Source organism: Limnohabitans sp. Jir72, assembly GCF_003063575.1.
GTDB lineage: Bacteria > Pseudomonadota > Gammaproteobacteria > Burkholderiales > Burkholderiaceae_C > Limnohabitans_A.
In genome coordinates this window covers 1-25,982 of record NZ_NESC01000019.1, presented here as the reverse complement: position 1 = coordinate 25,982, position 25,982 = coordinate 1, and the positions used below count along the sequence as shown (strand labels likewise).

Here is a 25,982-nt window from a genome sequence, read left to right as displayed (position 1 = left end):
TCATCCCTTTGCAGCGCCTTGACTTGGTAGTAAAACGTGCTGCGAGGCAGCTCGGCCACCTGGAGCAAAGTGGCCAAGGGGTGATGCTGCCTTAGTTCGATCAGGGCTTTCGCTTTGTCTGCGCAGCCTGCTGCTTGGCTCGAACTAAGGCATCCAACTTTTTTAGATAAGCCACCTCCGCTCGCAAGTACTCATTTTCGCGTTGCAGCTCTTGCAACGTTTTGTCCTGCACGGGCTGCTCGCTAGAGGGCGTAGTGGGTTCGGGAGGTTTCATCGGTTTTGGGCGCCCTCGGGGCTTGGGAGCTAATGCTGTGATACCGCCCTCATGGTACTTGCGCTCCCAATCCGAGACAACTCCAGTGCCCCCGCGCAGATCAAACAAGTGAATGGTCTGGTTAAACGAAAGCTCTTCGCGCCACATGTGCTCTAGGACACGCAGCTTAAATTCAGCGCTGTAATGACTGGACTTCTTGGTTAGCCCACTATCGCCGTTTTGAAGAAAGGCGCCCACCCAATGCCGTATCTGTCCATCATTGACTCCGTACTTGGCAGAAAGCTTTGTGTAGCCACCCCCACCGGCTAAGTAATCTTGAACAACAGATTTTTTAAATTTCTCGTCGTACTTCGTCATGAAAAACACCCCAAAGGTTGGATTGGTGTCCAACTTTTGGGGTGCAGTTCACCATAGAGCGGCTGTTTTAAGGCACCTGCAGCGCTTCAGCGGCGCAGCAAGTTCTTGAGCACGTTTTGCAAACGGCGGGCGGTGTTCGCTTCGTGCGGGCCGGACAAGACTTGCGCCACGTCCTGCGCCCATGTTTCGGCAGGGCCTGGCTGGTTGCGCTGGGTGAGCAACTGCAATTGCAACGCGCGGCGCTCGCTCAGGTGCTCGGCGGGGGTGGGCACTTCGGCCGCCATTTCCAGACGCAGCAAAGCGGTGGCGACAGGCGCCTTGGCTTGGCTGCTGACCGCTTGCGTCCAGGCTTGACGAGCAGAGGCGTTGATCGCTTTACCCAGCTCTTGTGCGCTAGGCAATGCATCGGCCTGGCGATCTTGCCAGGCAGACATCAATCGGGTCAGGGTCTCGCCGTGGGCTTGTGCGGCCAGCTTGCGCAGCGACATCTCGGCGCGCTCCATGGCCTCGCGTTGCGCCCGGAAGGCGGTATCGCCCAGGCGAGGAGCACGTTCGCCACGGTCCGCAAAATCACCCCGTGGGAAGCGATCGCCTCGCTCGCCCGAACGAGGACCCCGGTCACCCGCATGGCTGGATCGATCGCCTGCGCGATCACCTGCGCGGGCGTTGCGATCGCCTGGACGGCCATCGCGTCGGCCATCGCGGCCAGCAGGCGCTTCGGTTTTCTTTTGGCCTGGGCGATCGTCGCCGCGCACAGCCACCACCTTCTTGACAGGCTTAGGAACGGGCACAGGCGTTGCCGGTTCTGGCTCAGCCGTTGCTGCCCCTTCAACAGCATCGGAATCGGCTTCAACCTGCACAGCTTGTGCCAACTCAGCGGCAGGCGCTTGCTCCGCTGTGGAGGCATCGGCACTCGTGGCATCCCCCACAGTCGCTGCAACGGCAGCGTTGGCAGCAGGAGCTTCACCGTTCGCCAGTGCAGCGGCTTCTTGGGCTTGCCCGCGCAAAGCGGCATCCAGCGCAACCATGGCCGCACGGATCTTGCTGGCGTCGCCGCTGGCATTGGCCGCATCCAGTGCTTTGGAGGCGTCGATCACGGCACGGTCACGGGCACTCAAATGGGTTTCAGCTTGCTGGCGTTCAGCGCCCTTGCGCTGGAAAGCCTCGTCCAAAGGTGCACGGAAAATTTCCCACAGCTTTTGCTCGGTCTTGCGGTCCAAGGGCACGGCCTGGGCTTCGGCTTGCCAACGCAGTTGCAAGGCCTTGACGGCATCCACACGCAAAGGCGCTGCAGACATGTCTTTGGCTTCAGCGATCATGGCCTGACGCCGCTCGATGCTGGCCTTTTGCGCCGCATCCACGCGAGCAGCGGCGGCCTTGATGAGCGCTTTCCACTGCGACTGCATTTCAGCAAATGATTTTTCGCTCAAGTGACCCGCATTGCGCCAGCGCTCACCGAACTGATGCAGCGCACGCAACTGACCGCGCCAGTCGCTGCTTTCGGCGTTGGCAGCCGTCCAGGCTTTGACCTCTTCCATCAAGGCCACGCGCTGGGCACGGTGTGCGGCAGACTCCTGCTTGATCTGATCAAGCCAGGTTTGAACGCTCGTATAAGCTTCGTTACAAGCAGTGTCAAAACGCTTCCACAAACCATGGTTGGGCAAACCGCCCTGGTCGGTTTGCTTCCAGCTCTCGCGCAATTGGCGCAGGTTTTCCTGCAGCTTGCGCCCACCCATGGCGGGGGTTTTGTCCGCTCCCAGCAAGGCTTCGGCCTTGGTCACCAGCTCTTGTCGGAGTTGGTCAGAACGCCAGCGCTGCCAGCCTTCCAACTCACCAGCAGCGGTCAGGGCTTCATGCACGCGGGCATCGAGCGCGGTGTCCATGTGTTTGCCGTGGGTCTTGAGCACCGCACGCAAGGCAGCAGCAGCACTTGAGCTGGCTTTGCCGTGGCCTTCGGTGACTTCTTTTTCAACCGCGTCCAACACCTCGGTCACAGCGGCTGTCGCCTGCTCGCGCAGGGCTTGGCGCTGGGCAGGGTCCATTTTGGGTTTGACCGTCTTGGGGCTTGGTGTGACCGCAGGCGCATCCGCTGCGATCGCGACGACGTGCACGACCTCATGGCGTGAGCGACGAATTTCATCAGCCCAAACGGGTACCGAGGGCAAAGCAGCCGCTGTATCAGCTTGGGCTTGAGCAGCCAAGGACAAGGCTGCCGAAAAACCTTCCCAAACCGCCTGCAATTGACTGCGAGCCAGCTCCAGTTGGGAGGGGTATTTCAGATCCACGCTGGGCCAGACCTTGTTTTGAGTGAGCTGGTGCGCCTGGTTTTGCCACTGCTCCACATCAACTTGCAAGCCAGCATGGCCCGCCTGAGCTTCGATCAGGGGTTTGGTAGACAACACCTCAATGCGCTGCGCCAACAACACAGCCGCTTCACGTTGCACCATCACTTGGTGTTGCAAATCTTCCACCCCTTTGACCACTTCGGCCAAACGGACCTTCAGGCTGGCCAGGGGTTCACGCGACAAGGGTGCACCTGCCTTGGCTGCATCGCGTTGCCAAGCCAAGGCATCGGCAATGTTCAGGCGTGGCGCTTGCAGCATCTGCTCGGCTTTTTGGGCCCAGTCGTTGGCCAAGGCCTCCTGACCGTGGGCGCGCTTGATGTCGTCGAGCTTTTCCTTGAGGATCTTGGCCACGCCCTTGTCCCGCGAAGACAACTCGCGGTAAACCTCGTGCATTTGTTCTTGCGTGGGTTCTGACTGAAGCCATTCGCGCAAACGGGCACCACGCTCACCGGAGGTGGCTGCGTTGAATGCGCCCCCGGTCAATTGGTCAAGGGCGGCAAGGTCAAGGGGCTTGGAAGAAGTCACGGTCAAAACACTTTAAAACACGATCCATGCCAAATACGGCATCCCGATCAGCCTCTGGCAATTAACCCAGCGGCTGACCATCAAGCCCGTATTTTCGCCGGTAATTCGGTCGCTGTTGGCTGGTCACCAGAATCTGATGGAATCTCCATGCTTTCAATGAAGAAAAAGTCCTTACTTTATTACTAAAAAGTTTCAATTAGAAATTTAATATCCTTGACTGGTTATGAAAGATTCCTAGAATCCTGATCCTCCAACAAGGTCAGAGTGACCATCGAGCCGAACAGTGTCGCGATTGAATTTCACGTTGACGGCGTGCCCTACGAACCCCATCGAAAGCCCTGAACGCTGCACATCAGCACATCTGCCATGACAGCGAATTTGACTCTTGCACGCCTTTGGTGGGTTCTGCGAACCTTGGTGGCCGATGTACGCGACGGTTTTGTAGAAATCAGTCGCCACAGTCTGGCTCTGCTTGGCCTGACTGTTGTCGCTGTGACCTTGACTTTCATGGCGCACCCTGGCTTGCAAATGAACGTCAATGAGGTGTTGATGAGTTGGCTTGAAGAGCGCCAGGCGGAAACGCTAGAGGCACCTTCTAGCAACGACGCGGCATACAGATCAACCGCCACATCGCTCAAAGGTCTCCCCCATGAGCAACTGGCTGTGACTTACTGGCTCAGCCGTCGTTACCGGGTATCGCCAGAGCCCCTGGCCGCCTTGGTCACTGAAGCTTGGTCCGTGGGTGAGCGCAGTCAGATCCCGCCAACCCTTATTTTGGCCATCATGGCCATCGAATCGAAGTTCAATCCTTTCAGTTCTGGCACGCAAGGTGCCATGGGTTTGATGCAAATTGACCCCAATGTTCATGCAAATGAATTGTCGACTTTTGGCGGACGTCTGGCGGTATTTGATCCCGTGACCAACTTGCGCATCGGCACCCGTCACCTGCAGGACCTGATCCTGCAAAGCGAAACCCTTGAAGAGGCTTTGCGCCAATACGCCACGAACTCGGGGCAAAGTGACGACAACCAATATATTGAGCGCGTCATGAATGAACAAAAACTGCTGGAAAAACTGCTCACTGGCCCAGCTCGAACGATAATCCAACGTCGCACGCAAGGGTCTTGATCAGCGCGATGGAAGGCGAGCCGGCGTCCACCTCGGCTACACTTGGCGGGTGCGCAACTGGCGATAGGAGCGCTGCCCATTCACTGAATAGGGACAGCTGACTCTGACGTGGACCGCGGTCAACCTTGAACCAAAGGACTGGCCCCAAACCACTGGGAAGCGCGCAACCCGGAACCGGCCACAGTGCCCAGACCAGGGTTTTCAGCCGTTCGCCTGGGCAGCCCTTGTCAACAACACCTCTGTTTGAGCCAAGGTTCCATCTCTTTTGAAGGACTGCCATGTACGACCGCAACATTCTGATTGAACAAGCCGACCCCGAAATTTTTGCCGCCATCCAGGCCGAAAACGCGCGTCAGGAACACCACATCGAGCTGATCGCCAGCGAAAACTACGCCTCGCCCGCCGTCATGGCGGCGCAAGGCTCGCAGCTGACCAACAAATACGCCGAAGGCTATCCTGGCAAGCGCTATTACGGGGGCTGCGAATTTGTGGACGTGGCCGAGCAATTGGCCATCGACCGCATCAAGCAAATTTTTGGTGCCGACTGCGCCAACGTACAGCCGCACTGCGGTGCATCGGCCAACGAAGCCGTGTTCTTGGCTTTCCTCAAGCCCGGCGACACCATCATGGGCATGAGCCTGGCCGAAGGCGGTCACCTGACCCACGGCATGCCGCTGAACATGTCGGGCAAGTGGTTCAACGTCGTGAGCTACGGCCTCGACAAGAACGAAGCCATCGACTACGACGCGATGGAAGCCAAGGCCCGAGAGCACAAGCCCAAGCTGATCGTCGCTGGCGCTTCGGCCTATTCACTGCACATCGATTGGGCTCGCTTTGCCAAAGTGGCCAAAGAAGTCGGCGCGATCTTCATGGTTGACATGGCCCACTACGCGGGCTTGATTGCCGCGGGCGTGTACCCCAACCCTGTGCCCCACGCGGACGTGGTGACCTCGACCACCCACAAGAGCTTGCGCGGCCCACGCGGCGGCATCATCTTGATGAAGGCCGAGCACGAGAAAGCCATCAACAGCGCCATCTTCCCTGGCCTGCAAGGCGGCCCGCTGATGCACGTCATCGCGGCCAAGGCCATTGCCTTCAAAGAAGCGCTGCAGCCCGAGTTCAAGGACTACCAAGCCCAGGTGATCAAGAATGCGCAAATCATTGCTGAAACCCTGACCCAGCGCGGCCTGCGCATCGTGAGCGGTGGCACCCAAAGCCACGTCATGCTGGTTGATTTGCGTGCCAAGGGCATCACCGGCAAGGAAGCCGAAGCCGCCTTGGGCGCTGCGCACATGACGATCAACAAGAACGCCATTCCGAACGATCCTGAAAAGCCGTTTGTGACCAGCGGCGTGCGCATCGGCACCCCCGCCATGACCACCCGTGGCTTCAAGGACGAAGAAGCCCGCATCACCGCCAACCTGATCGCCGATGTGCTGGACAACCCCAAGGACGAAGCCAACATCGCCGCCGTTCGCGCCAAGGTCAACGCCCTGACCGCACGTTTCCCGGTCTACAAGTAATCGGGAAACGCAGCGATGAAATGCCCCTTCTGCGGTCACCTCGAAACCCAAGTGGTGGAGACGCGATTGGCCGAAGACGGGGGCTTCATCCGCCGCCGCCGCCAGTGCGGTGCCTGTGAAAAACGCTTCACCACCTACGAAAAGCCTGAAGTGAGCTTTCCGGCCATCGTCAAGAAAGACGGTCGGCGCATCGAATACCAACGCGACAAATTGCGCGCCAGCCTGAACCTGGCCCTGCGCAAGCGTCCCGTCAGCACCGAGCAGGTGGACGGTGCCATTGAACGTATCGAAGAAAACCTGCTCAACCAGCCCCACCGCGAAGTGGCGTCCAACCGCTTAGGCGAGCTGGTCATGCGCGAGCTGAAAAAACTCGACAAAGTGGCTTACGTGCGCTTTGCCAGCGTCTACCGCAGCTTTGAAGACATCGACGACTTCAAGACCTTGGTGGACGAAGTCCGCTGAACGGCCTGCGTTTCAGTTGCAGACGTCTGAGGCCACTTTTTCAAGCTTAGGCCTGCCCAAAGCATTGATGACCACTTGCCAAGCCTGTGTGGCATCGACTTGGCACAAAGTCAACGTGCCCGATTGAAAAGCACCGGAAATTGTTTGACTGCGGCCCTCCAGTCCATAAGAGACAAAACGACTCACCGGCCCATTGCCTTTGAGCGTGAAACCCGCTGACAAAGCCTCGTGCTTTTGCAGCACCCGCTCCTGGCTTTCCCTTTGTGCGTTGGCATTGGTGTCCACAAACACCATCCAGCCTGGTGTCCAAGGTCCGGCTATCGCACATCGGTCGTCTTGCGTTCGGACGCACACAGTCACCCTTTGCTGCTGGCGCAGCGCCTCCGATCGGGTCAACATCAAACTGCTGAACAGCTCCTCCACCAGCGCCTGCATGCGGTGCTCTTGGCGCAAGCGGCTCATCGCAGGCGCTGCCATGCCGACCAACAACGCCACCAGCGCCAGCGCCACCAACGCCTCCAGCAATGTGAACCCCAACGAGCGCCTGCGATCGTTCATGCCCTGCCTCCTTGCATCTTTCACCTTTACAAAGAATACCCGGGTATTCAAAATACTCAAAACAAGATGTCAGGGAGACGGTTCATGGACCAGCACACTGTTTTGCAACACCGCTGCGCGCCCAGCGTCCGCCAGGCAGGCTGGACACTGGGTGAAATGATGATCGCACTGGCTTTGATGGCCATCCTCGCGGCTTTGGCCATGCCCAGCTACAACAGCCAGCAGCGACAAGCCCGACGGGCCGATGCTCGGCAAGCCTTGCAACAAGTGCAACTTGAACAAGCCCGCTGGCGTGGCCAACATGACCAGCACGCCGAGCAACTCAGCAGCCTAGGCTGGACCAGTGACCGGTCTGCACTGGGGCACTACCAAATCGCCATCGAAGAAGCCAGCAGCCAGGGCTACACCCTCAAAGCAACGCCAATGGGTACCCAAGGGCAAGACACCGCATGCAATCCCATGCGCTTGCAACTGGTGGACAGCGCCATCCTCGTGCTCTCGAGCGGCGCGGATCCACAAACCGATGCGGCCAAATGCTGGCGACCATGAAAGCCGATCGCCAAAGTGGCGAAACCCTGATCGGCCTGGTGGTCGGCTTGGGGCTGGGTTTGCTGGTCTTGGCAGCGGGCACACAAATGCTGGCCCACCAATTGCGTGGACACCGGTGGTTGCTGCAAGACAGCCATGCCCACCACGATCTGCACGCAGCCCTGAGCATCATTGCCCGCGAACTTCGGCAAGCTCAGGGGACTGAATACGCTTGGAAACTGCGGACCAGCGCACCATGCCCAGATGCGTTTTGCGATGGCGCAGAAGACTTCAGCATCAGCGCTGACCGGATCAATTTCAGCATGGACCGCAACCACAACGGCATCCAAGAGAACAACGAATGCCTGGGCTTTCGCCTCACGGGCGGAGAGCTCAAAGCGCGCACCTCTTGCGCCCCCGAAGTTTGGACATCGCTCACCGATGTAGACAGCTTGAAAATCACACAACTCCAATGGCAAGTGAAATGTGCACCACAAGGCCGTCTGTGGCAACGCTGGGTCACCGTGAGTCTGAGCGCTCAATGGCCCGGCGACACATCACGCCAATGGCAAGCCAGTCAAACCGTCACCCTGCGCAATGCACTGCCAGCGCTTCAGGCACCTGCTTATTGCTGAGAAGCCAGATGACCGACAGCCCACACCAGCAACAAGGTGCCATCACGCTGCTGGTGGCCATCACTCTGGTGCTGGTGGCCGCGCTGGCGGGTTTTTACAGCGTGCAAAGTGTCTTCATCGACCGGCTGGCGGGCGATGCACAGATACAGGCCACGCAAGCTCGGCTTGCAGCAGAGTCAGCGCTGGCTTGGGCACAAGCCGAGATTCAACGCACGGCACAAAGCACCTCGGCCGCGGCTTTCTGGAGCGCGCAAGCGACCACCCCCTGCCCGGCCCAGCGCACCGGTCTGCAATGGCAATGCGTGCGCCTGCAGGCACCCCCCGTGGCGGCTGCCGATACCGCCAGCGCCGAGGTGGTGGCCATGCGCGATGTGGTCAACGCCCCGCACGTGGCCGAATTGCAAGCCAGCAGCGTCCTGAACGACCAGCGCAGCCGCACCCAAGTTCAACAAAGCCTGTTCATGCCGACGGTGCTGCCCGTGCCCGCATCGGCCAGCACGGCGGCTGTGGTGTTGGGCACCGGTACCCAGCCCTGTGCCAGCAACGCTTGGCAACAAGTGCTGGGCGATTTGAGTGCCGAGCACATCCGGGCCTGGTCACAGGCGCAAGAACGGCAAGGCCTGCATGCCCTGAGCCAACCAGCTCGCACCGTCTATTGGGTTGACAGCCCTGCGCCCTGGACTCAAAGCGTGGGCACCACGCAAGCGCCCGTGCTGCTGGTGTTTTCGGCCACGGCCTGCACGCCCTATTGCCCCAGCATGGTCAACGGCGTGCGCATCCACGGCACCGTGGTGCTCGACACGCAATGCCAAGACGACAAGGCCCGTGGCTGGCGGGCAGGTCAAATTGAAGGCCAACTTTTGATCAACTCGGCTTGGCCCGAGGCCCCCAACGCCAGCCAGGTCACAGCCCAACCCTATGCCCGCCAAGCCTATCTGCTGCCTTGGCCACAGGGCATGGACGCACGGCAGGTGCAAATCGTCAACGGCAGCTGGAGCGAAGACACGCCATGACACACGCCAAGCTGCCCCAAACCGGCATGGCCATGATCGAGGCCTTGGTCGCCTCAGCGGTCTTGGGGGTTGGCATGATGGGTGCCGCGCAGCTGGCCATACAAGGCCTGCAAACCGCGACCGACACCCGGCAACGCCTGCTGGCCCACGGCTTGGCGGTGAATGCGATGGAATGCCACCAGACTGCCCTGCGCGCAGATTGCCCCTTGAACGATCAAACCACCGCGCAAGCCAGCACCTTCACGCGCCGCGTCGAGCTGACACCCCAGGCCGGTGTGAGCCTGGTCGACATCACCGTCACGGTGCAATGGCCAGGCGCTGCGCGGGCAGGCTCTGCCGGATCGCCCAGCCAATTGGTGCTGCGCAGCAGCCGTGCCGCCGTGCCCATCTGGGTTGGCGTATCCTTGCCCTGAATTGATTTGAGTTTTCCACCGTGACTTCTTCCGACCTGTTGAATCGCCCCACTGCGGCCCAGCCCCCCATGACCCGTGCGCTGGAGCTCGCCCGCCAAGCTCTCTGGCTGACCTCGCCCAACCCGCGCGTGGGCTGCGTCATCACCGCCGCCGACGGCACGCTGCTGGGTCAAGGCCACACCCAGCGTGCTGGCGGCCCGCATGCCGAAATCATGGCGCTGCGCGACGCGGCCGAGCGCGGCCACAGCGTGCAAGGCGCCACCGCCTGGGTCACGCTGGAGCCTTGTGCCCACCAAGGCCGCACCGGACCCTGTTGCGATGCGCTGGCCGCTGCAGGCATTGGGCGCGTGGTCGCGGCCATGACCGACCCCAACCCGAAAGTGGCAGGCCAAGGCATGGCGCGCTTGGCCGCTGCTGGCGTGCAGACCGAAACAGTGGCCCCTGACTCAGACGAAGCCATTGAAGCGCGTGAGCTGAACATCGGATTTTTCAGCCGGATGGAACGAAGTCTGCCCTGGGTGCGCATGAAGGTGGCCGCTTCACTGGACGGGCAAACTGCCTTGCAAAACGGCCAAAGCCAGTGGATCACAGGACCCGAGGCCCGCGCCGACGGCCATGCCTGGCGTGCGCGTGCCTGCGCCATCTTGACCGGCATCGGCACCGTGCTCGAAGACGATCCGCTGCTGAACGTGCGCGGCCTCGAGGTGCCGCGCCAACCGCATCTGGTGGTGGTGGACAGCCGACTGGACATGCCTTTGAGTGCCAAACTGCTGAACACCCAAGGCACCGGCGAGCAAGCCCGACAGATCTGGATTTACACCGCCACCGCCCCGCAGGACGCACAACATGCGGACAAACGCGCCGCACTGATCGCACGCGGCGTCACCCTGGTCGACATGCCCGGCCCGGGCGGCAAAGTCGATCTGGCTGCCATGCTGCGCGACCTGGCCCGGCGCGAGATCAATGAGCTGCATGTGGAAGCCGGACACAAACTCAACGGCTCCTTCATCCGCGAAGGGCTGGTGGACGAATACCTCGTCTACATCGCCCCGCAGCTGCTCGGCCCTGGCCAGGGCATGGCCAATTTGCCTGCGCTGACGGCCCTGAGCGACAGCGTGAAGTTGGCCTTCCACGCGGTGGACCGTGTCGGCACGGATGTGCGTTTTCTGCTGCGCCGCGCCTGACCACCGACCCCTTAAGTGCGTCCCCGAAGGTCGGCAGCTTCAGCGTCGACATGAGGGCTTGGCACGTCAGTGACCAAGACGTCCAAGCGACAAACTGGATGCAACAGTCAGAGTCAAAATAGCGGCATTTTTGCTGGAGACATGGAATTGAACCTTGCCCACTTGCTGCAACGCCAAGCCCGCGTGGTCCCCGAGCGCCCGGCCCTTTTCAGCGGCACCACATGTGTGGCCACCCATGCGCAGTGGGCGCAGCGCTGCCAGCACTTGGCAATGCAGTTTCAAGCGGCGGGCTTGCAACCCGGTGACCGGGTGGCGCTGTTCATGCGCAACCATGTGCGCTACCTCGAAGTGCTGTTTGCCGCCTGGTGGGCAGGATTGGCCGTCGTGCCCATCAACGCCAAACTGCATGTGCGCGAAGCGCAATGGATCATCGACAACGCCCAGGCCCGCTGGGCCTTTGTGACGGCCGACATCACCAGCGACACCGGCGAAAACCTCTCGGGTCTGGAGCGCGTGATCGACGTGGACAGCGCCGAGGCTGATGCGCTTTGGCAATTGCCCGCATCACCCGTCGACACCCCGATCACAGAACGCCAGGCCGATGACCTGGCCTGGCTCTTCTACACCAGCGGTACGACCGGCAGGCCCAAGGGCGTGATGATCACGCACCGCAACTTGATGACCATGGGGCTGGGCTATTTCTGCGATGTGGACGCCGTCAGTCCACAAGACACCATCGCCTATGCAGCGCCCATGTCGCACGGCGCGGGCATTTACGCCATTCCACACCTCATGGCGGGGGCTCGGCACATGGTGCCGCCTTCCGGTGGGTTCGATCCGGCCGAGTTGTTTGCCTTGGGCCAACAAGTCGGGCCGCTGTCGATGTTTGCTGCGCCCACCATCGTCAAACGACTGGTGGACCATGCCGAAACTGCAGGTTTGTCTGCGAGCGCTTGCGGCCAATCCTTCAAGACCGTGGTCTACGGCGGAGCACCCATGTACGCGGCCGACATCCAGCGGGCGCTGCGTGTCATGGGGCCGCGTTTTGTGCAGATTTACGGTCAGGGCGAAAGCCCCATGGTCGGCACGGCGCTGTCGCGCCACCATCTGCAAGACACCCAGCACCCCCGGCACCTGGACCGCCTGGCCTCGATCGGCGTGGCGCAAACCCCGGTGAACATCCGCGTGACCGACGAGAAAGGCCGCGACCTGCCACTGGGCGAGATTGGCGAAGTGCTGATCGAGGGAGACAGCGTGATGGCTGGCTACTGGCGCAACCCCGAAGCCACGGCCCAAGCCATCCAGAACGGTTGGCTCTTCACCGGCGACATGGGATGTCTGGACGCCGATGGTTTTTTGACCCTGAAAGACCGCAGCAAAGACATGATCATCAGCGGCGGCTCCAACATCTACCCGCGCGAAATCGAAGAGGTGCTGCTGCACGCACCGGGCGTGTCTGAAGTGGCTGTGGTCGGCGCACCGGACCCTGAATGGGGCGAGGTGGTGGTGGCGTTTGTGGTGCCGCAAGCGGGGCATACCTTGGACACCGCTGCGCTGGACGCGCTGTGCCTGCAAGAGATCGCCCGCTTCAAGCGCCCCAAACGCTACGTGGTGGTGGACAGTCTGCCCAAAAACAATTACGGCAAAGTGCTCAAAACCGAGCTGCGCCAGCGGCTGGCCTGAAACGCCCGATCAGAAGTTCAGCGTCTTCACGCCGGCAGAGGTTCCGAGCAAACACACTTGCGCTTTTTGCAGCGCGAACACGCCCACTGTCACCACGCCAGGCCACTGGCTGACGGTGTTTTCAAACGCCACCGGATCGGTGATCTTCAGGCCCTTCACGTCCACGATGTGCTGGCCGTTATCGGTCACCAGCGGCTGGCCGTCTTTCAGGCGAACCACCGCACTGCCGCCCATGGCCACAAACTGGCGAATCACGCGGGCCGTGGCCATGGGGATGACTTCGACGGGCAAGGGGAAGGCGCCCAAAGCGTCCACCAGCTTGCTCTCGTCGGCAATGCAGACAAACTGTTTGCTCTGCGCCGCCACGATTTTTTCGCGGGTGAGCGCCGCACCGCCGCCCTTGACCATGTGGCCTTGGTGGTCGATCTCGTCGGCGCCGTCGATGTAGACCGACAGGCTCTCGACCTCGTTGCTGTCAAACACCGGGATGCCCAAGGCCTTCAGGCGCACAGTCGAGGCTTCGGAGCTGGACACCGCGCCCTTGATCTGGTCTTTCATGGTGGCCAATGCGTCGATGAATTTATTCACGGTGGAGCCGGTGCCCACGCCGACGATCTCGCCGGGAACAACGTATTTCAGGGCGGCTTGGCCCACCAGGGCTTTGAGTTCGTCTTGGGTCATGGGATCGGGTCTGGATAAAAAACGGAAGGTGTACCGGGGTTTGAGACAATCGGGAGAACTGTTGTCAACGCCATTGCTGGCCGGAATTATCCAATGTCCCTGATCCCTTACGCCCTCGCCCGCTCCTTTTTGTTCAAGATGGACCCCGAAGAGGCCCACGAGCTGACCATCGAAGGCCTGGCCCGCACCCAGAACACCCCGCTCGACCGGGTTTACCGCCAGCCCTTTGTGGCGCAGCCCATCACGCTGGCGGGCTTGCAGTTTCCCAACCGGGTGGGCCTGGCCGCTGGCCTCGACAAAAACGCCCGCTGCATCGACGGTCTGGGTGCCATGGGCTTTGGTTTTGTCGAAGTGGGCACCGTCACCCCCAAGGCACAGCCCGGCAACCCCAAACCCCGCATGTTCCGCCTGCCCGAGGCACAAGCGCTCATCAACCGCCTGGGCTTCAACAACGACGGGCTGGACGCCTTCATCGCCAACGTCAAGCGTTCCAAATTTCGCCAGCAAGGTCGCCTGCTGGGCCTGAACATCGGCAAAAACGCTGCCACCCCGATTGAAAACGCCACCGACGATTATTTGATCGCTCTGGCGGGCGTGTACCCGCATGCCGACTACGTGACGGTGAACATCTCCAGCCCCAACACCAAGAACCTGCGCGCTTTGCAAAGCGACGAAGCGCTCGACGGCCTGCTGGGCGCCCTGGTGTCGCGGCGCGAAGCGCTGGCCGCCGAGCATGGTCGCCGCGTGCCCATGTTCCTGAAAATCGCGCCCGATCTGGACGAAACGCAAGTGGGCGTGATCGCCGCCACCTTGCAAAAGCACGGCATGGACGGCGTGATCGCCACCAACACCACCTTGGCCCGCGATGCGGTAAGCGGCTTGGCCCATGCTGAAGAAATGGGCGGTCTGTCGGGTGCGCCAGTGCTCGAAGGCAGCAACCGCGTGATCCGCCAGCTGCGTGCTGCTTTAGGCAAGGACTTCCCCATCATCGGTGTGGGCGGCATCCTGAGCGGTCACGACGCGATATCCAAAATAGAAGCCGGTGCCGATGTGGTGCAAATCTACACCGGGCTGATCTACAAAGGCCCGGCGCTGGTCACCGAGGTGGCGAGTGCGCTGCAGCAGATGAAGCGCTGAAAAAAAAATCTGCGACAGCTTTTATGGCTGCGCAGGGTGTTCTGTCAGATAGCGCCTCAAAGCCTGGTTGATGCGCGTTTGCCAGCCCTGCCCTTGGGCACGAAAAGCCTCCAAGATGTCTTTGTCCAGACGAATGGCCACCTGTTCCTTGACGCCACTGCCCGCGGGCCTGCCGCGTTTGCGGGCCAAAGCCAGGCCGTGCGCCAGCTCCTCGGGGGTTGCGGGGCGTTCGTCCTCATCGTGGCCGTCCCACACATAAGGCACCTCGCGCTCGCTGACCTTCAAAGCCGTGATCACGTCTTTACGGTTCATCGCTTTCGTTTTCGATCCAGACAAGGTAGGCCTCTCTTTCTTCACGGCTGGCACGGCGGAAACTGATGACCCGGATCGCCGCATCTCGCGCCGTGTGCACCACCGTCAAAACAGCCAAAAATCCCATGGCATACGACATGGACAAAGTTCGCAGCTCTGCGCCGCGGACCACCGGGATGTCCAACCGATAACGGGAATCCAGAACAACTCCTGCCAAGGCAAAGTCCAGACCGTGCTTTTGCAGGTTGATTTGCCTTTTGGTTTCGTTCCAACTCAGCTTGGCATCCATTGAATTAATGTAGATGCGAATAATAAAAACGTCAAGGCTTTTGAAGCCTGCAGTGAACTGATCCTCGCGCTCAGTCCTTGAAATACACCAATTGGTGCGTACTCGCCAGCAGCTGACCTTCGGGACTCCACAGCTCGCCGGTCTGGTCAAAGTAGCCGTGGCGGTAATTCAGCGCCTTGGCCGCGCCCAGCACATGGCGCGTGCCCACCTGCGCCAGCAAATCGCTGTCGGCATGGAAATAGGTGGTCAGAGACACCGTACCGATCATGGCCCGGCGGCGTCGACGAATGAAAATGCGTGGGAAAAAGCTGTCGCTCATGGCCGCCAGCGAGGCGAAGTCCATCGCCCGCTCGGGTTCGTCGCGCACCCACAAGGTGGAGCGCGAGTGGGTTTGTTCTTGTTCGTCAAAGGCCGTCGGGAAAGCGCCTTCGACAAAGCGCATGTCGTAACGCTGCGGCCAGGCGGGCATGCCTTTGACGGGCATGCGGGGCACAGCCTCGGCTGCAGGCACATTGGCAGGCATCACTGCCTCGACGTCTGACCAGGTTTCGCGCCGCACAGCGAACACGGCGGTGGCGGTGGCCACCACGCCTTGTGCTTGGTGGGCTTCGATGATCCAGTGCTGGGTCGATCGGTTGGTGCGCACGGGCCGCGCCACAAACCGGATGTCGCCATCGGCCACCGGGGCCGCAAAGTTGACCGTGAGCGCCACCGGCTCGCCCAGGCGCTCGGGGTGCAGCATGGCCGACTGCAGCAACTGTGCCGAGGTGGTGCCGCCAAAGGGCCCGACCATGTTGGCGTAGGCGGGATGGGTGGTGCCTGTGAATTCGTGGGGCGCATCCGGAAGTGCTGAGGCGCGCAGGTCAATGGCTTCGTCGAGAGGGTGCATGCACGCCATGATAAAAGCGCGCTTGCGGCCTGCGCTGTCCCGCAAGCGATCAGCCAAGGTGCGCAAGTGGGCATCGAGGGCAGCAAAGGTGTTACCGAGTGTTTGCATAACCCTAAATGCCTCATATTCAACTTAGACTCGCGCAGCCAACATCCGTTGGCAAGCAACTCTTTCGGAGGAAATCATGAAGAAATACGGTGCCGAATTTTTCGGAACATTCTGGCTGGTCCTGGGCGGCTGCGGCAGCGCGGTGCTGGCCGCCGCATTCCCACAACTGGGCATTGGCTTTGTGGGCGTTTCGCTGGCCTTTGGCCTCACGGTCCTGACCATGGCCTTTGCCATCGGCCACATCTCGGGCTGCCATCTGAACCCAGCGGTCTCGATCGGTTTGTGGGCCGGTGGCCGTTTCCCGGGCAAAGATCTGGTGCCGTACATCGTGTCCCAAGTGCTCGGCGGCATTGCCGCAGCTGGCGTGCTGTACCTGATCGCCAGCGGCAAAGCGGGCTTTGACCTGGCTGGCGGCTTTGCCTCCAACGGTTTTGGCGAGCACTCGCCCGGTGGCTACAGCATGGTGGCGGCCCTGGTGACCGAAGTTGTGATGACCATGATGTTCCTGCTGGTGATTTTGGGCTCGACCGACAAGCGCGCACCACAAGGCCTGGCGCCGATCGCGATCGGTTTGTGCCTGACATTGATCCACCTGATCAGCATTCCGGTCACCAACACCTCCGTGAACCCTGCCCGCAGCACAGGCGTGGCCTTGTTCGTGGGTGACTGGGCGGTGTCCCAGCTCTGGCTGTTCTGGCTGGCACCGATTGCAGGGGCCGTTTTGGGCGCCCTGGTCTATCGCCTGATTGGCTCCGAAGAGAACTGATCTTCACGCATTCCTGCGGGAACGCGCCCAAGGCCATGCACCTGCATGGCCTTTTTCATTCAAAGCAAACGGGCCACATGCGCCGCAATCGCCAGCGAACTGGTCAGCCCTGGCGATTCGATGCCCAGCAAATGGACCAGGCCCGGCACGCCGTGCTCTGCAGGGCCTTGGATCAGAAAATCGGCCGAGGCCTCTTGCGGACCACTGATCTTGGGACGCATGCCGGCATAACCCGCTTGCAACGCACCGTCGGCCAGATCAGGCCAGTACTTGCGGACCTCGGCATAAAAGGCATCACCCCGGCGCGGGTCAACTTGCAGGTCCGCACGGTCATCCACCCACTGCACGTCAGGCCCAAACTTGGCTTGACCACCCAGGTCGAGCGTGAGGTGCACGCCGAGTCCGGCCGCTTCGGGCACGGGGTAGATCAAGCGCGAAAAAGGGGCCTTGCCCGCCAGCGTGAAGTAGTTGCCTTTGGCGTAATGGGCTTGCGGCAGCAGGCTGTGGTCCAACCCGTCCATGCCCCGCGCCAATGCCACGGCGTTCAGCCCAGCGGCGTTGACCAGCACTTTGCAAGCCAGCTCGGTGCCGTCTTGCGTTTGCACCACGATCGGGTGCGTGGCCGTGCCCTGGCGCACGGCAATGCGTTGCACCGGCGAGACCAGCGCCAGTAAACAACCTGCGTTTTCCATATCGCCTTGCAGGGCAAGCATCAGGCCGTGACTGTCCACCACCCCGGTGCTGGGCGATAGCAAGGCCGCCTCGCAAGACAAGGCCGGCTCCAATGCCCGGGCCTGCGCAGCCGTGAGTTTTTGCAGATCGTGCACGCCATTGGCAGCCGCTTTGGCGACGATGCCATCGAGCGCTTGGACCTGATCGGGGCTGGTCGCCACGATCAGCTTGCCCAAGCGCTGGTGCGCCACACCGCGCTCGGCGCAATAGGCGTAGAGCATGTCCTTGCCTTGCACGCACAAACGCGCTTTGAGCGAGCCCGCCGGGTAATAAATGCCCGCATGGATGACCTCGCTGTTGCGCGAACTGGTGCCGGTGCCGATGGCGTTTTCCGACTCCAGCACCACCACCTCGCGGCCCGACAGCGCCAGCGCCCGCCCCACAGCCAGGCCGACCACACCGGCCCCGATCACCACAGCATCGATTTGTTCCATGGGCCGCATTGTGGCTCAGAGACCGGTGTTCTGTCGGAGCGGTGCCCTCGCCGCGATAGAACACCCGCAGACCATCCGCATTCGCCCCTGGGCGGGGCTCCTACAAAACGCGAGAGCTGACACCCGCAAGACAGACACGGGCACCGCCCACGGGCAGACTGCCAAGCATTCAACAAGGAGACCGTTTCATGTCGCTGTTCAATCTCAAAGGCAAAGTCGCCGTCGTCACTGGCTCCAGCCGGGGCATTGGCCGTTCCATCGCCATCCAGCTGGCCAAGCAGGGCGCCAAGGTGGTGGTGTCCAGCCGCAAGCAAGACGCCTGCGAAGTGGTGGTCAAAGAAATCCAGGCCGCAGGCGGCGAAGCCATGGCGATTGCCGCCAGCATCTCCAGCAAGGAGCAGCTGCAAAACCTGATCGACCAGACCCGCGCGGCTTGGGGCCCCATCGACATCCTGGTGTGCAACGCGGCCACCAACCCCTATTACGGCCCCACCACGGGCATGAGCGACGAGGTGTTCGACAAGGTCATGCGCAACAACGTGCTGTCCAACACCTGGCTGTGCACCATGGTCTACCCGGACATGAAGGCCAAGAAGGACGGCGCCATCGTCATCGTGTCGTCGATTGGCGGCCTGCACGGCTCGGCCATCATCGGGGCTTACAACATCTCCAAGGCGGCCGACATGCAGCTGGCGCGCAACCTGGCGGTGGAATGGGGCCCGGACAACATCCGCGTGAACTGCATCGCCCCGGGCTTGATCAAGACCGACTTTGCCAAAGCCTTGCACGAAGACCCGGTGCTGAGCGCCAAGTACAACAACGAAACACCGCTGCGCCGCATGGGCGAGCCCGACGACATTGGCGGTGTGGCGGTGTTTTTGGCCAGCCCGGCTGGGCAGTACGTGACGGGGCAAACCATCGTGGCCGATGGCGGGATGATGATCCGCTGAAGGGGCCGACGTGGAGTAAGCCTGTTCTAGGAGTGCGGGGCTAACGCGCAGACAGACAAACTTCGAGTGAAGGAAGTTAACTCTTGTAAATGGTTATTTTTCTCCCGAAGAGTGGACCAGTAACGCGCACCGCCACGAGAAGGATTTTTTCCGTACGTAGCAATTACATTATCGTTCTTTACCCAAGCATCCAAGATCTTAACGCCACACGCGAGATTAACAGATGGATTATGTAAGTCTTCAGCTATTTTTAAGCCACAAGAGTAACGCTTTTGGCTAGCACTCTCAACTGAGATCTGAAGCAGACCTCGACTTACGACACGTTTGCCTTTTGAGTCATTAAATTTTTCAATATATTTTGCATCGGCTTCAAAATTGCTTTCAGGTCTCGCAATGATGGATAGAAGGCCAACCCAAAACACCTTGCGTTCCTCTATGCTCTTTGTTTCGTAAGCGGGACAGAATTTCACAATGTCGATAGGGACACTCGACGTTAGGCTGGAGGCTGAAACAGCTTTTTCTGCAGCAGCAGTCCAAGTACCGTCTATGTTTTTCTTTGCCCATGCAGCATAGTCCTTTGCAAATGCCTCCCGAGAAAAAATAACAGAAAAACAGACCAGCATCACGGCAAAAATAATCTTCATAAAACACACCAATCAAAAAATCTGGAAATATCAATTTTTAACTAAAAATTAAAATTTCTCTCGAGCTAAATCTGCGATGCAAAACCCCTGCTCAAACCACTAGAAACTATCGGTTGAACCAAGCAACAGTTTCTGGCTGCGAATTCAATCAATTTCAGCCCCCCCACTAGCCACCTGTAACTCTCTATGGGCAACTCCGTGGGATGCATCGCCCTCTGGTCACTTAAGTTCATAGTTATCCATGCGGTTGTCGGATTTGTCAAATCTGCTGGCTTGTCATCATGTGAGCCGCCTGCAATCTCTATTCTTCAGGCGTTTGCCTCGCGTCAAGGCTTGATTTTGATGCACGGGTTGCGGCTGTCTACACCGCAGCAGTCTGTTCGGTTTGGGCTCAAGTGAGCCTGACACCTGGAGCAGGCACAGTCGACCAGTTATCTCTCGCGCAAAAAGTTTATCTTAAATTTGATAATTTTGTTTACATTTTACAAACAAAAAAATATCATTCAATTACTTTAACAAGATAGCTGAACAAAAGGAGTGAGCAAGGGGCGTCGCTGTGCGCCAAGCTATCCCGCCTGGTAGGTACCAGGCCGCTCGCGAAGATTTATGGCCAAAGCACTCATCGACCTGTCAGCCTACGTCAACACGCTTCCTAGCGACAGCCAGATCTATGGCGTCTACCAGCCGATTTTGGGTTGGAAGGGGCAAAACTCCAAAAACCGATTCCAACCTGACCCCTCCAGCCTAGACAAAATGGTCGATGCCTCACGCCAGGTGTTGACGCCGCACTTTAAAAACAACCAAGACGCTCGCCGCCTTCTAGGCATCCCGGGAGGCGAGGCTGATTATTGGGTAGGGCCCAGCCCACTGACCATCAGCGACATTGAGCCAGCCGCAGAAAACCAGTATTCTGAAACAGAAAAACCAAGCAGCATCTTGGTCTCCCTTTTACGCCACGGCTTCAAGGCAACCCCCTCTTTGCTCAATGCCTATATTGAAGCGACCACCAATGCGCCTTTTGAGACATTTGATCCCGAAACTCAAAAGCCCATCGACGGCGAAGGAAAATTCATTGAAAGCGGCGTTGTGCTTGCATCTTCCACTGCGGATGCTGATGGCAACTGGGCGATGCCAGATGAGTTTTTGTCTGACCCCCATCCTAAATGGGCGTCCTTAGGCCAACTTTTCCGGCAAGTGAGGTCGGTTTTTGGATTGAAGGACGGAGACGGGAAAGAGCTGAAATTACCACGGACCATCACGCCTGAAAGTAAGGACGCGGATTGGCAAGCCCTGCCTATTGAGCAGTATTTGAGTTTTGTGGGGCTCTATGTCAAATTGATCTTCGACTATATGAACGACAAGGCCCCACTGTCTACATCGACCAGTGCCAATGTCCATTTCATTTATCTGAACAGCCATACAACGATCAATCACATGGCCGCGCTCATTTTGAGCGAGCAAAGCACGAGCTCAGACAAGGCCAGCTTTGTTTCCGCTTATTTAGAGCCGTTTGACACCCCATCGTTTTACGACAGCACCTCAGGTGCGCCCAATGTGTACCTTACGGCTGTCATGCGGTACGTCATCGACTATGAGAGCCGAGTTGCCGGCGTCATAGCGCATTTGATTAGACAGGGTAAGTTTGACCAGTTGAGGTCCATTTTTTTCCCAGATAGCAGCCGCAGCACGGACCTTGTCACGCAGGCGCTCGATACGGCGGGCGCGGTCGTTGAAGACCATTTTTCTGAGGTCAAGCAGTTTTCACAAATTCCTGATCTGGTCGCGCTGTCTCCGATCGGGGTGGTGCATCTTTTTCGCCAGTATTTCTTTGAGCTTGATACGTTTGTTGGTGAGCCAGTTGGCCATGTTTGGGTTCCCCCAGGCTCATCTGTTGAGCTCATGGAGACGTCAAGCAGACAGACCACTGTGGAGAAGTCGGTTGAGACAGATCTGTCCAAAACCAACAAGTCAGACCAGTCAAACACAACCAAAAGCGAACTGTCAACGGCAGTGAAAGAGGAAAACAAGAGCGACATCAGCATTGCGGCTTCTGTCAGTGCCAGTGGTGGCATTGCCAATATTTGCAGTGGCAGCGCCTCGGCCAGCACCAACTACAACACATCACAGTCGTCCGCCCGTGAGCAGGCTCACAAAGAGATGAGGCAGCAAACTCAAAAGATCAGCGCGGAGGTCAAAAGCTCTTTTAAAACGTCGTTCAAAACGACCACAAGCACTACCGACACATCCTCCAAGCGATATGTGCTCACCAACACGAGCAACGAGCTTAAAAACTATGAAATGCGCCGGAAAATGCGTCAAATTGGTATCCAGGTGCAAGACATTGGATCCTATTTGTGTTGGCAGTCATATGTTGACTCTCCAGGAGATGATTTGGGGGTGTCCAACTTGCTTTATTTCACACCGCCTGAAGGGCAGCCCTTACCAGACTACCCACAACCTCCTGCGCAGTCTGTTCAAAAAATCAAACTGTCTTTTCTGTCATGGCAAAATAACAAATTGACTAGGCGATTGGCTGAAGTGAGTAATTTCGAATTCCCAGGATTCACATTGGGGCCCCCAAGCGGTAATCCGACAGAAATCTCCCCCTTCAACGAAGAAAAAAAATATGGTTATCCCATGGGGGATGGCGTTGTGCGATTCGAAATTGACAACCAAACGGACAGTTACAAGTATTGGGTCGTGAGGAATGATCAAGGGGCGACAATTTATGCGCAGGTTGATACCAATGGCGACGATCATTCTGTCCCTTTTACCGTGACAGTCACCTTGACGCCATCTCAGGATGTGATGGACGCATACAACGCCAAACTTCAAACGGCCATCAGTGACTACAACACGCAAGCGGCAATGGCCAAGAAGAAATATGAACTCGACTGTCAGCGATCCAAAGTGGACTTGGCCTCCAAAATTTCGCCCAGAAAATTCGAGGATTTACGGGCCGAAGAGCGCAGCATCATCTATCGGCACTTGATCTCAGGCTTGGTATCAGGAAGCAAAAAAACCACCTGGAACCAGGCGAATGCTTTGGGCACCCAAAACATTTCTTCTTCTGCGGCTCACCGGTGCGCTGAGCTGATCAACTCGATCTTTGATGTGGAAAAGATGCTCTATTTTGTGACCCCCGATTGGTGGGCCCCGAGAAAATATGGTGCAGCCATTAAAAGCAAGTTGCCAGGTCAAGGCACCATCTTGCAAGACGATGAAGTCACCAACCTTGGGGACACCGCGGCCGGCCGGTATTTGGGGCGTGATTACTTGATCACAGAAAACTCGGCACCTGCGCCAATGGGGGCTTCGCTTGGATGGGTTTTGCAGCTTGATGGGGACAATATGCGCAATGCATTTTTGAACTCTCCCTGGGTCAAAACAGTTATGCCCATTCGCCCAGGTCGCGAACTTGATGCTCTGAGGTGGGTGCAGCTTGTGGAGGGTTCTGAGGGTGTTTCTGATGACGACATCTACACCAATGTGACTGACAAGTCTTTGATGCTCAATGGCAAACCTTACAACGGCGCCAAGATGATCGATGTTCTTCAAGATTTGGCGACCCGGATTAGCCAAAAGAGCGCGACCAGCACATCGCTGCTCGATTGCAGAATTGGCAACGCGACCTTGACGACGACACCCATCAACCGGGTTTATGAGTTTGGTTTCGACCCCTTGAAAGGTGGCTTCAAAGGTGATCCAGCCAACATGTCTAATTTTGAGGTGTTTGACCAGTGGGTGGAGATCATGCCCACCGATCAAATCGTGGCGCTTGAAGTCAAATACGACCCCAAGACCGGGCGGCAAGTTTGAGGCTCGAACGCATCCAAATCCCGTGGGCCCAGAGCTATGCCGTGCAGGCGTTCTCTGTGTCCCTTAGCGCCATCGAATCCTACTGGAGACCCCTATACGGAGGCATGGACAACACCTACGGCGTTTTGGATCTTTATCAGCACATTGACGAGGCTCGCCCCTTTGTCTTAGCCGTACAACTCTCGAACGGAAAAGAAGAGGCTTTGGTTCTTCGCTCTTTATTTCATCCCGAGTCACAGTCATTTGAGAGTTTAGGAGACCACTTGGTGGAGGCGGATGTTGATTTCGTGATCGACATCCAAGAGTACGGGCAAGAGCAGGAAGAGCCCCGCCTCTTTGAGTCCAATGCCTGTGGTCTTTTCCATCAATTCTCCCTGTCTGACAACCAATTGAGCATCCGAGTATTCAGGGCTAGCATCACACGGCAAGACGGCGTATTCGAGTATCTCGGGAAAGGAGATATCCTTGAGCAATCCATTTGAGTTTAAAGTTTTTCCTATTGAATTGAAAAAGCCTCAAGAGCCTGTATTTATTGAACATATATATGCAGCCTTTATTGAGAAGTCAAATTCAAAAATTGACAAAATGAGGCGTGATCATGATATATCTATAAAACCAAAAATAAATGCCATATATGAATCTTTGGGACTGCCTTTTGATACTGATGTGAGCGTCAGCATTACCGATCATTTTCTTTCTTGTATCGATGATTACGCACAGAATTTCCACCACAAACTCACCGAACACGATGCAAGCGATGATAAAGAGTCTTTGTATTTATCAACCCTATTATCCCTGTGCGCACTCTGCAATGAACTTGAAGGGAGTATTTCCGGATTCCGCTACGTAACTAAATTACTCACGAATTTAACCATCGATCAAATAGAATCATTATATAAACAATGCAAAACTGCCGAATCTCAAATATGTGGTATCGAACTCCTGCAGGCTATCGAGCTCATTTTTCTTTATGAAACAGGCCAACATGAGATTAGAATCTCTGGTCCCGATGATTTTTTGTCGCCTGATAACAGGACGCTTATTCAATGGAATCGAGACAAAATATGGGCTAAGCGATACGAAATTATAAGTGATGATGGCATAACACCAGGGAGGCCCACCTCTAAATTGGATAAATCAATCAACGAAGTTGATCCTGTACCAAATACTGATGCAGAAAAGAAAATACAAAAATTATTCGGCGAAGGGGCGAATGAAAAAGATATCACCAACTATGTGGGGCCTAAACACAGAGGTAAAGACGATCCAGAAGTGCTATCGCAAAACAAGAGATTTCCCGAAATCGCAATTAATGTTGACCGCATCACAAAAAAAGAGGCCGATTTAGAAGGAGAAATTGGCAGCGTCACTATTGTAGATGACAAGGGCTTTCTTACTTTTGGGCAGGGCTTTATTGCATCTGGATTTCCGATGCTTTTTGGTACATTCATGGATTCCAATGGGGTTGAATTATTTTCTAAAATATTCAACTCGGTGGGTATATCGATTAAATCCAATGGAGAAATTTCTTTCCTTTGTTTACGGAGCGATTTTTTTGTAAAAAAATATTCAGGCAAATACAAAGAATTTAACGAACCTGCTGATCTTGAAATTTTACAATACACAAGCAAAATAGATAATACTACCAGAAAACCAAAATATAGCATGAAGCAAAAAGAAGATATTCTGCACAATTTAAGACTTTCTAAAAATATCGTTTTGTTTTTTGTTGGACTTGGAAAAATGAGAGATATCAAAGCAGCGATTGGAAACAACAGTTCAAATCCATTGATTCTTCCAATGATTGACGGCAAGCTGGCCGGTCCGCTTCCTATCGTGACAAGAAATAATTATGACTATCACAAAGCTCTTGTTGAATGTCAATTTACTTGGTTTTTGAAATTGAATTCATTTTATCAAATACTGAATAAACATCCAGATTTATTCAAAAAATGGCAAAGTAGCCTCCCTGATTCCCGCTTAGAGCAAATAATACCCTGCCTTATCCATATGTCTCATTGGCAGCCTGTTACCGCCTCTTTGAATAATGGATCTTCACTTTATATAAAGCAATTTCCTTATTCGAGTCTCAGTGAATGCGAAGATGATGATGAAAGAAACAAAAGAGTTGAAGATTTTTTGACTGTTGCAAGTCGCAATACAAAAGACTACTTTATAGACTCGGTTGAGCCTCAAAAATTAATTCACAACATCATCTCAGCGATAACACCAACTTTGGTTCAATTTGGGCCAACAACTCAAAGTCCAAAATTTTTATTGCTTGGCGATCGATCTAATCCTGCTGGAATAGATGGGCATATTTTATCAACGAATAAGCCCACTCATTTATTGCTCTGGGGAAACTCTTTCTTTGGCAACCTACTGAATAAAGAAAAAAATGCAATTGCCAAGAAGATTATCTCGATGAGGCTTGTCGACTATAAAGTCGTCCCTGCAAAATTCACCTCAAGCCATCGCCCAGCGCTGATCTGAGTTTTGCAGCCGGTTACTGCCGATGATTTCGGCCAATTTCTCAAACAATCCCTTCAAACCGCTCACCCGCAACAGGCACAACAAAAGGCCTAGGCCTTTT

24 protein-coding genes and 1 riboswitch are annotated in these 25,982 nt (G+C 57.0%); of the genes, 15 read left to right on the top strand and 9 right to left on the bottom strand.

What is annotated here, in order from left to right; genetic code table 11:
• Positions 1–100: 100 nt before the first annotated feature.
• Together B9Z52_RS17090 and B9Z52_RS17085 are read right to left on the bottom strand one after the other, a co-directional pair.
• Positions 101–631 (bottom strand): helix-turn-helix domain-containing protein, encoded by a 531-nt coding sequence (locus B9Z52_RS17090; protein ID WP_108411841.1) that lies wholly within the window; start codon positions 629–631, stop codon positions 101–103.
• A gap of 86 nt (positions 632–717) precedes the next feature.
• Entirely contained in the window at positions 718–3,507 is a 2,790-nt protein-coding gene (locus tag B9Z52_RS17085) for a DUF349 domain-containing protein (protein ID WP_233252007.1), read from the bottom strand.
• Between the two features lie 360 nt (positions 3,508–3,867).
• Between B9Z52_RS17085 and B9Z52_RS17080 the strand changes: the two genes are divergently transcribed.
• From B9Z52_RS17080 to nrdR, 3 genes are all read left to right on the top strand, one after another.
• Positions 3,868–4,629, top strand: coding sequence for a transglycosylase SLT domain-containing protein (locus B9Z52_RS17080; protein WP_108415049.1), 762 nt, complete (start codon positions 3,868–3,870; stop codon positions 4,627–4,629).
• Between the two features lie 43 nt (positions 4,630–4,672).
• A riboswitch (ZMP/ZTP riboswitch) is annotated at positions 4,673–4,855 on the top strand.
• Positions 4,856–4,907: 52 nt separating this feature from the next.
• Complete coding sequence (gene glyA / locus B9Z52_RS17075) at positions 4,908–6,152, top strand: serine hydroxymethyltransferase (RefSeq protein ID WP_108415048.1); 1,245 nt, start codon at positions 4,908–4,910, stop codon at positions 6,150–6,152.
• 15 nt (positions 6,153–6,167) lie between these two features.
• Complete coding sequence (gene nrdR / locus B9Z52_RS17070) at positions 6,168–6,614, top strand: transcriptional regulator NrdR (protein WP_108415047.1); 447 nt, start codon at positions 6,168–6,170, stop codon at positions 6,612–6,614.
• Between the two features lie 12 nt (positions 6,615–6,626).
• Here nrdR and B9Z52_RS17065 read toward each other — a convergent pair whose 3' ends face one another.
• Positions 6,627–7,172: a GspH/FimT family protein gene (locus B9Z52_RS17065; RefSeq protein WP_108415053.1), complete on the bottom strand. Its 546-nt coding sequence runs from the start codon at positions 7,170–7,172 to the stop codon at positions 6,627–6,629.
• A gap of 84 nt (positions 7,173–7,256) precedes the next feature.
• Here B9Z52_RS17065 and B9Z52_RS17060 point away from each other — a divergent pair, with 84 nt between their 5' ends.
• The 6 genes from B9Z52_RS17060 to B9Z52_RS17035 all read left to right on the top strand — a co-directional run bounded on the left by B9Z52_RS17060 (position 7,257) and on the right by B9Z52_RS17035 (position 12,628).
• Complete coding sequence (locus B9Z52_RS17060) at positions 7,257–7,721, top strand: type IV pilin protein (protein ID WP_108415046.1); 465 nt, start codon at positions 7,257–7,259, stop codon at positions 7,719–7,721.
• Positions 7,718–8,335 (top strand): hypothetical protein, encoded by a 618-nt coding sequence (locus B9Z52_RS17055; protein ID WP_108415045.1) that lies wholly within the window; start codon positions 7,718–7,720, stop codon positions 8,333–8,335. Before B9Z52_RS17060 ends, B9Z52_RS17055 begins: the two co-directional genes overlap by 4 nt.
• 8 nt (positions 8,336–8,343) lie before the next feature.
• The gene (locus B9Z52_RS17050; protein ID WP_108415044.1) at positions 8,344–9,348 is read left to right on the top strand and encodes a hypothetical protein; all 1,005 of its coding nucleotides are present in this window, start codon (positions 8,344–8,346) and stop codon (positions 9,346–9,348) included.
• Positions 9,345–9,761 carry a hypothetical protein gene (locus B9Z52_RS17045; RefSeq protein WP_108415043.1) on the top strand — a complete coding sequence of 139 codons (417 nt, stop codon included), beginning with the start codon at positions 9,345–9,347 and terminating at the stop codon, positions 9,759–9,761. Before B9Z52_RS17050 ends, B9Z52_RS17045 begins: the two co-directional genes overlap by 4 nt.
• 68 nt (positions 9,762–9,829) lie before the next feature.
• Entirely contained in the window at positions 9,830–10,945 is a 1,116-nt protein-coding gene (gene ribD, locus B9Z52_RS17040) for a bifunctional diaminohydroxyphosphoribosylaminopyrimidine deaminase/5-amino-6-(5-phosphoribosylamino)uracil reductase RibD (RefSeq protein ID WP_108415052.1), read from the top strand.
• Positions 10,946–11,092: 147 nt separating this feature from the next.
• On the top strand, positions 11,093–12,628 hold the full coding sequence (locus B9Z52_RS17035) for a class I adenylate-forming enzyme family protein (protein ID WP_108415051.1): 1,536 nt from the start codon (positions 11,093–11,095) through the stop codon (positions 12,626–12,628).
• Positions 12,629–12,637: 9 nt separating this feature from the next.
• Here B9Z52_RS17035 and rpiA read toward each other — a convergent pair whose 3' ends face one another.
• On the bottom strand, positions 12,638–13,309 hold the full coding sequence (gene rpiA, locus B9Z52_RS17030; protein ID WP_108415042.1) for a ribose-5-phosphate isomerase RpiA: 672 nt from the start codon (positions 13,307–13,309) through the stop codon (positions 12,638–12,640).
• Positions 13,310–13,402: 93 nt separating this feature from the next.
• On the opposite strand from rpiA, the gene B9Z52_RS17025 reads away from it, so the two are divergent.
• Positions 13,403–14,446, top strand: coding sequence for a quinone-dependent dihydroorotate dehydrogenase (locus B9Z52_RS17025; protein ID WP_108415041.1), 1,044 nt, complete (start codon positions 13,403–13,405; stop codon positions 14,444–14,446).
• Between the two features lie 21 nt (positions 14,447–14,467).
• Here B9Z52_RS17025 and B9Z52_RS17020 read toward each other — a convergent pair whose 3' ends face one another.
• The 3 genes from B9Z52_RS17020 to B9Z52_RS17010 all read right to left on the bottom strand — a co-directional run bounded on the left by B9Z52_RS17020 (position 14,468) and on the right by B9Z52_RS17010 (position 15,945).
• Positions 14,468–14,758, bottom strand: coding sequence for a BrnA antitoxin family protein (locus tag B9Z52_RS17020; RefSeq protein ID WP_108415040.1), 291 nt, complete (start codon positions 14,756–14,758; stop codon positions 14,468–14,470).
• Positions 14,748–15,047 (bottom strand): BrnT family toxin, encoded by a 300-nt coding sequence (locus B9Z52_RS17015; protein WP_108415039.1) that lies wholly within the window; start codon positions 15,045–15,047, stop codon positions 14,748–14,750. Before B9Z52_RS17015 ends, B9Z52_RS17020 begins: the two co-directional genes overlap by 11 nt.
• 70 nt (positions 15,048–15,117) lie before the next feature.
• Complete coding sequence (locus tag B9Z52_RS17010; protein ID WP_108415050.1) at positions 15,118–15,945, bottom strand: acyl-CoA thioesterase II; 828 nt, start codon at positions 15,943–15,945, stop codon at positions 15,118–15,120.
• A gap of 175 nt (positions 15,946–16,120) precedes the next feature.
• Here B9Z52_RS17010 and aqpZ point away from each other — a divergent pair, with 175 nt between their 5' ends.
• Positions 16,121–16,810, top strand: a complete 690-nt coding sequence (gene aqpZ, locus B9Z52_RS17005; RefSeq protein WP_108415038.1) for an aquaporin Z — start codon at positions 16,121–16,123, stop codon at positions 16,808–16,810.
• A 59-nt stretch (positions 16,811–16,869) separates the two neighbouring features.
• Here the strand turns inward: aqpZ and B9Z52_RS17000 are convergent, their stop codons facing one another.
• On the bottom strand, positions 16,870–17,976 hold the full coding sequence (locus B9Z52_RS17000; RefSeq protein ID WP_108415037.1) for an NAD(P)/FAD-dependent oxidoreductase: 1,107 nt from the start codon (positions 17,974–17,976) through the stop codon (positions 16,870–16,872).
• Positions 17,977–18,164: 188 nt separating this feature from the next.
• Here B9Z52_RS17000 and B9Z52_RS16995 point away from each other — a divergent pair, with 188 nt between their 5' ends.
• Entirely contained in the window at positions 18,165–18,926 is a 762-nt protein-coding gene (locus B9Z52_RS16995) for an SDR family NAD(P)-dependent oxidoreductase (RefSeq protein WP_108415036.1), read from the top strand.
• A gap of 26 nt (positions 18,927–18,952) precedes the next feature.
• Here B9Z52_RS16995 and B9Z52_RS16990 read toward each other — a convergent pair whose 3' ends face one another.
• Positions 18,953–19,570 carry a transglycosylase SLT domain-containing protein gene (locus tag B9Z52_RS16990; protein WP_108415035.1) on the bottom strand — a complete coding sequence of 206 codons (618 nt, stop codon included), beginning with the start codon at positions 19,568–19,570 and terminating at the stop codon, positions 18,953–18,955.
• Between the two features lie 606 nt (positions 19,571–20,176).
• On the opposite strand from B9Z52_RS16990, the gene B9Z52_RS16985 reads away from it, so the two are divergent.
• The 3 genes from B9Z52_RS16985 (at position 20,177) to B9Z52_RS16975 (ending at position 25,882) form a co-directional block, all read left to right on the top strand.
• Positions 20,177–23,389, top strand: a complete 3,213-nt coding sequence (locus tag B9Z52_RS16985; RefSeq protein WP_108415034.1) for a hypothetical protein — start codon at positions 20,177–20,179, stop codon at positions 23,387–23,389.
• 104 nt (positions 23,390–23,493) lie between these two features.
• On the top strand, positions 23,494–23,871 hold the full coding sequence (locus B9Z52_RS16980; protein WP_146182881.1) for a hypothetical protein: 378 nt from the start codon (positions 23,494–23,496) through the stop codon (positions 23,869–23,871).
• Complete coding sequence (locus B9Z52_RS16975; protein ID WP_146182880.1) at positions 23,855–25,882, top strand: hypothetical protein; 2,028 nt, start codon at positions 23,855–23,857, stop codon at positions 25,880–25,882. Before B9Z52_RS16980 ends, B9Z52_RS16975 begins: the two co-directional genes overlap by 17 nt.
• Positions 25,883–25,982: the final 100 nt, after the last annotated feature.

Coding starts and splice junctions, on each gene's coding strand:
- B9Z52_RS17090 (WP_108411841.1), bottom strand. CDS start 631: ATGACGAAGTACGACGAGAAATTTAAAAAATCTGTTGTTCAAGATTAC.
- B9Z52_RS17080 (WP_108415049.1), top strand. CDS start 3,868: ATGACAGCGAATTTGACTCTTGCACGCCTTTGGTGGGTTCTGCGAACC.
- glyA (WP_108415048.1), top strand. CDS start 4,908: ATGTACGACCGCAACATTCTGATTGAACAAGCCGACCCCGAAATTTTT.
- nrdR (WP_108415047.1), top strand. CDS start 6,168: ATGAAATGCCCCTTCTGCGGTCACCTCGAAACCCAAGTGGTGGAGACG.
- B9Z52_RS17065 (WP_108415053.1), bottom strand. CDS start 7,172: ATGAACGATCGCAGGCGCTCGTTGGGGTTCACATTGCTGGAGGCGTTG.
- B9Z52_RS17060 (WP_108415046.1), top strand. CDS start 7,257: ATGGACCAGCACACTGTTTTGCAACACCGCTGCGCGCCCAGCGTCCGC.
- B9Z52_RS17055 (WP_108415045.1), top strand. CDS start 7,718: ATGAAAGCCGATCGCCAAAGTGGCGAAACCCTGATCGGCCTGGTGGTC.
- B9Z52_RS17050 (WP_108415044.1), top strand. CDS start 8,344: ATGACCGACAGCCCACACCAGCAACAAGGTGCCATCACGCTGCTGGTG.
- B9Z52_RS17045 (WP_108415043.1), top strand. CDS start 9,345: ATGACACACGCCAAGCTGCCCCAAACCGGCATGGCCATGATCGAGGCC.
- ribD (WP_108415052.1), top strand. CDS start 9,830: ATGACCCGTGCGCTGGAGCTCGCCCGCCAAGCTCTCTGGCTGACCTCG.
- rpiA (WP_108415042.1), bottom strand. CDS start 13,309: ATGACCCAAGACGAACTCAAAGCCCTGGTGGGCCAAGCCGCCCTGAAA.
- B9Z52_RS17025 (WP_108415041.1), top strand. CDS start 13,403: ATGTCCCTGATCCCTTACGCCCTCGCCCGCTCCTTTTTGTTCAAGATG.
- B9Z52_RS17020 (WP_108415040.1), bottom strand. CDS start 14,758: ATGAACCGTAAAGACGTGATCACGGCTTTGAAGGTCAGCGAGCGCGAG.
- B9Z52_RS17015 (WP_108415039.1), bottom strand. CDS start 15,047: ATGGATGCCAAGCTGAGTTGGAACGAAACCAAAAGGCAAATCAACCTG.
- B9Z52_RS17010 (WP_108415050.1), bottom strand. CDS start 15,945: ATGGCGTGCATGCACCCTCTCGACGAAGCCATTGACCTGCGCGCCTCA.
- aqpZ (WP_108415038.1), top strand. CDS start 16,121: ATGAAGAAATACGGTGCCGAATTTTTCGGAACATTCTGGCTGGTCCTG.
- B9Z52_RS17000 (WP_108415037.1), bottom strand. CDS start 17,976: ATGGAACAAATCGATGCTGTGGTGATCGGGGCCGGTGTGGTCGGCCTG.
- B9Z52_RS16995 (WP_108415036.1), top strand. CDS start 18,165: ATGTCGCTGTTCAATCTCAAAGGCAAAGTCGCCGTCGTCACTGGCTCC.
- B9Z52_RS16990 (WP_108415035.1), bottom strand. CDS start 19,570: ATGAAGATTATTTTTGCCGTGATGCTGGTCTGTTTTTCTGTTATTTTT.
- B9Z52_RS16985 (WP_108415034.1), top strand. CDS start 20,177: ATGGCCAAAGCACTCATCGACCTGTCAGCCTACGTCAACACGCTTCCT.
- B9Z52_RS16980 (WP_146182881.1), top strand. CDS start 23,494: ATGGACAACACCTACGGCGTTTTGGATCTTTATCAGCACATTGACGAG.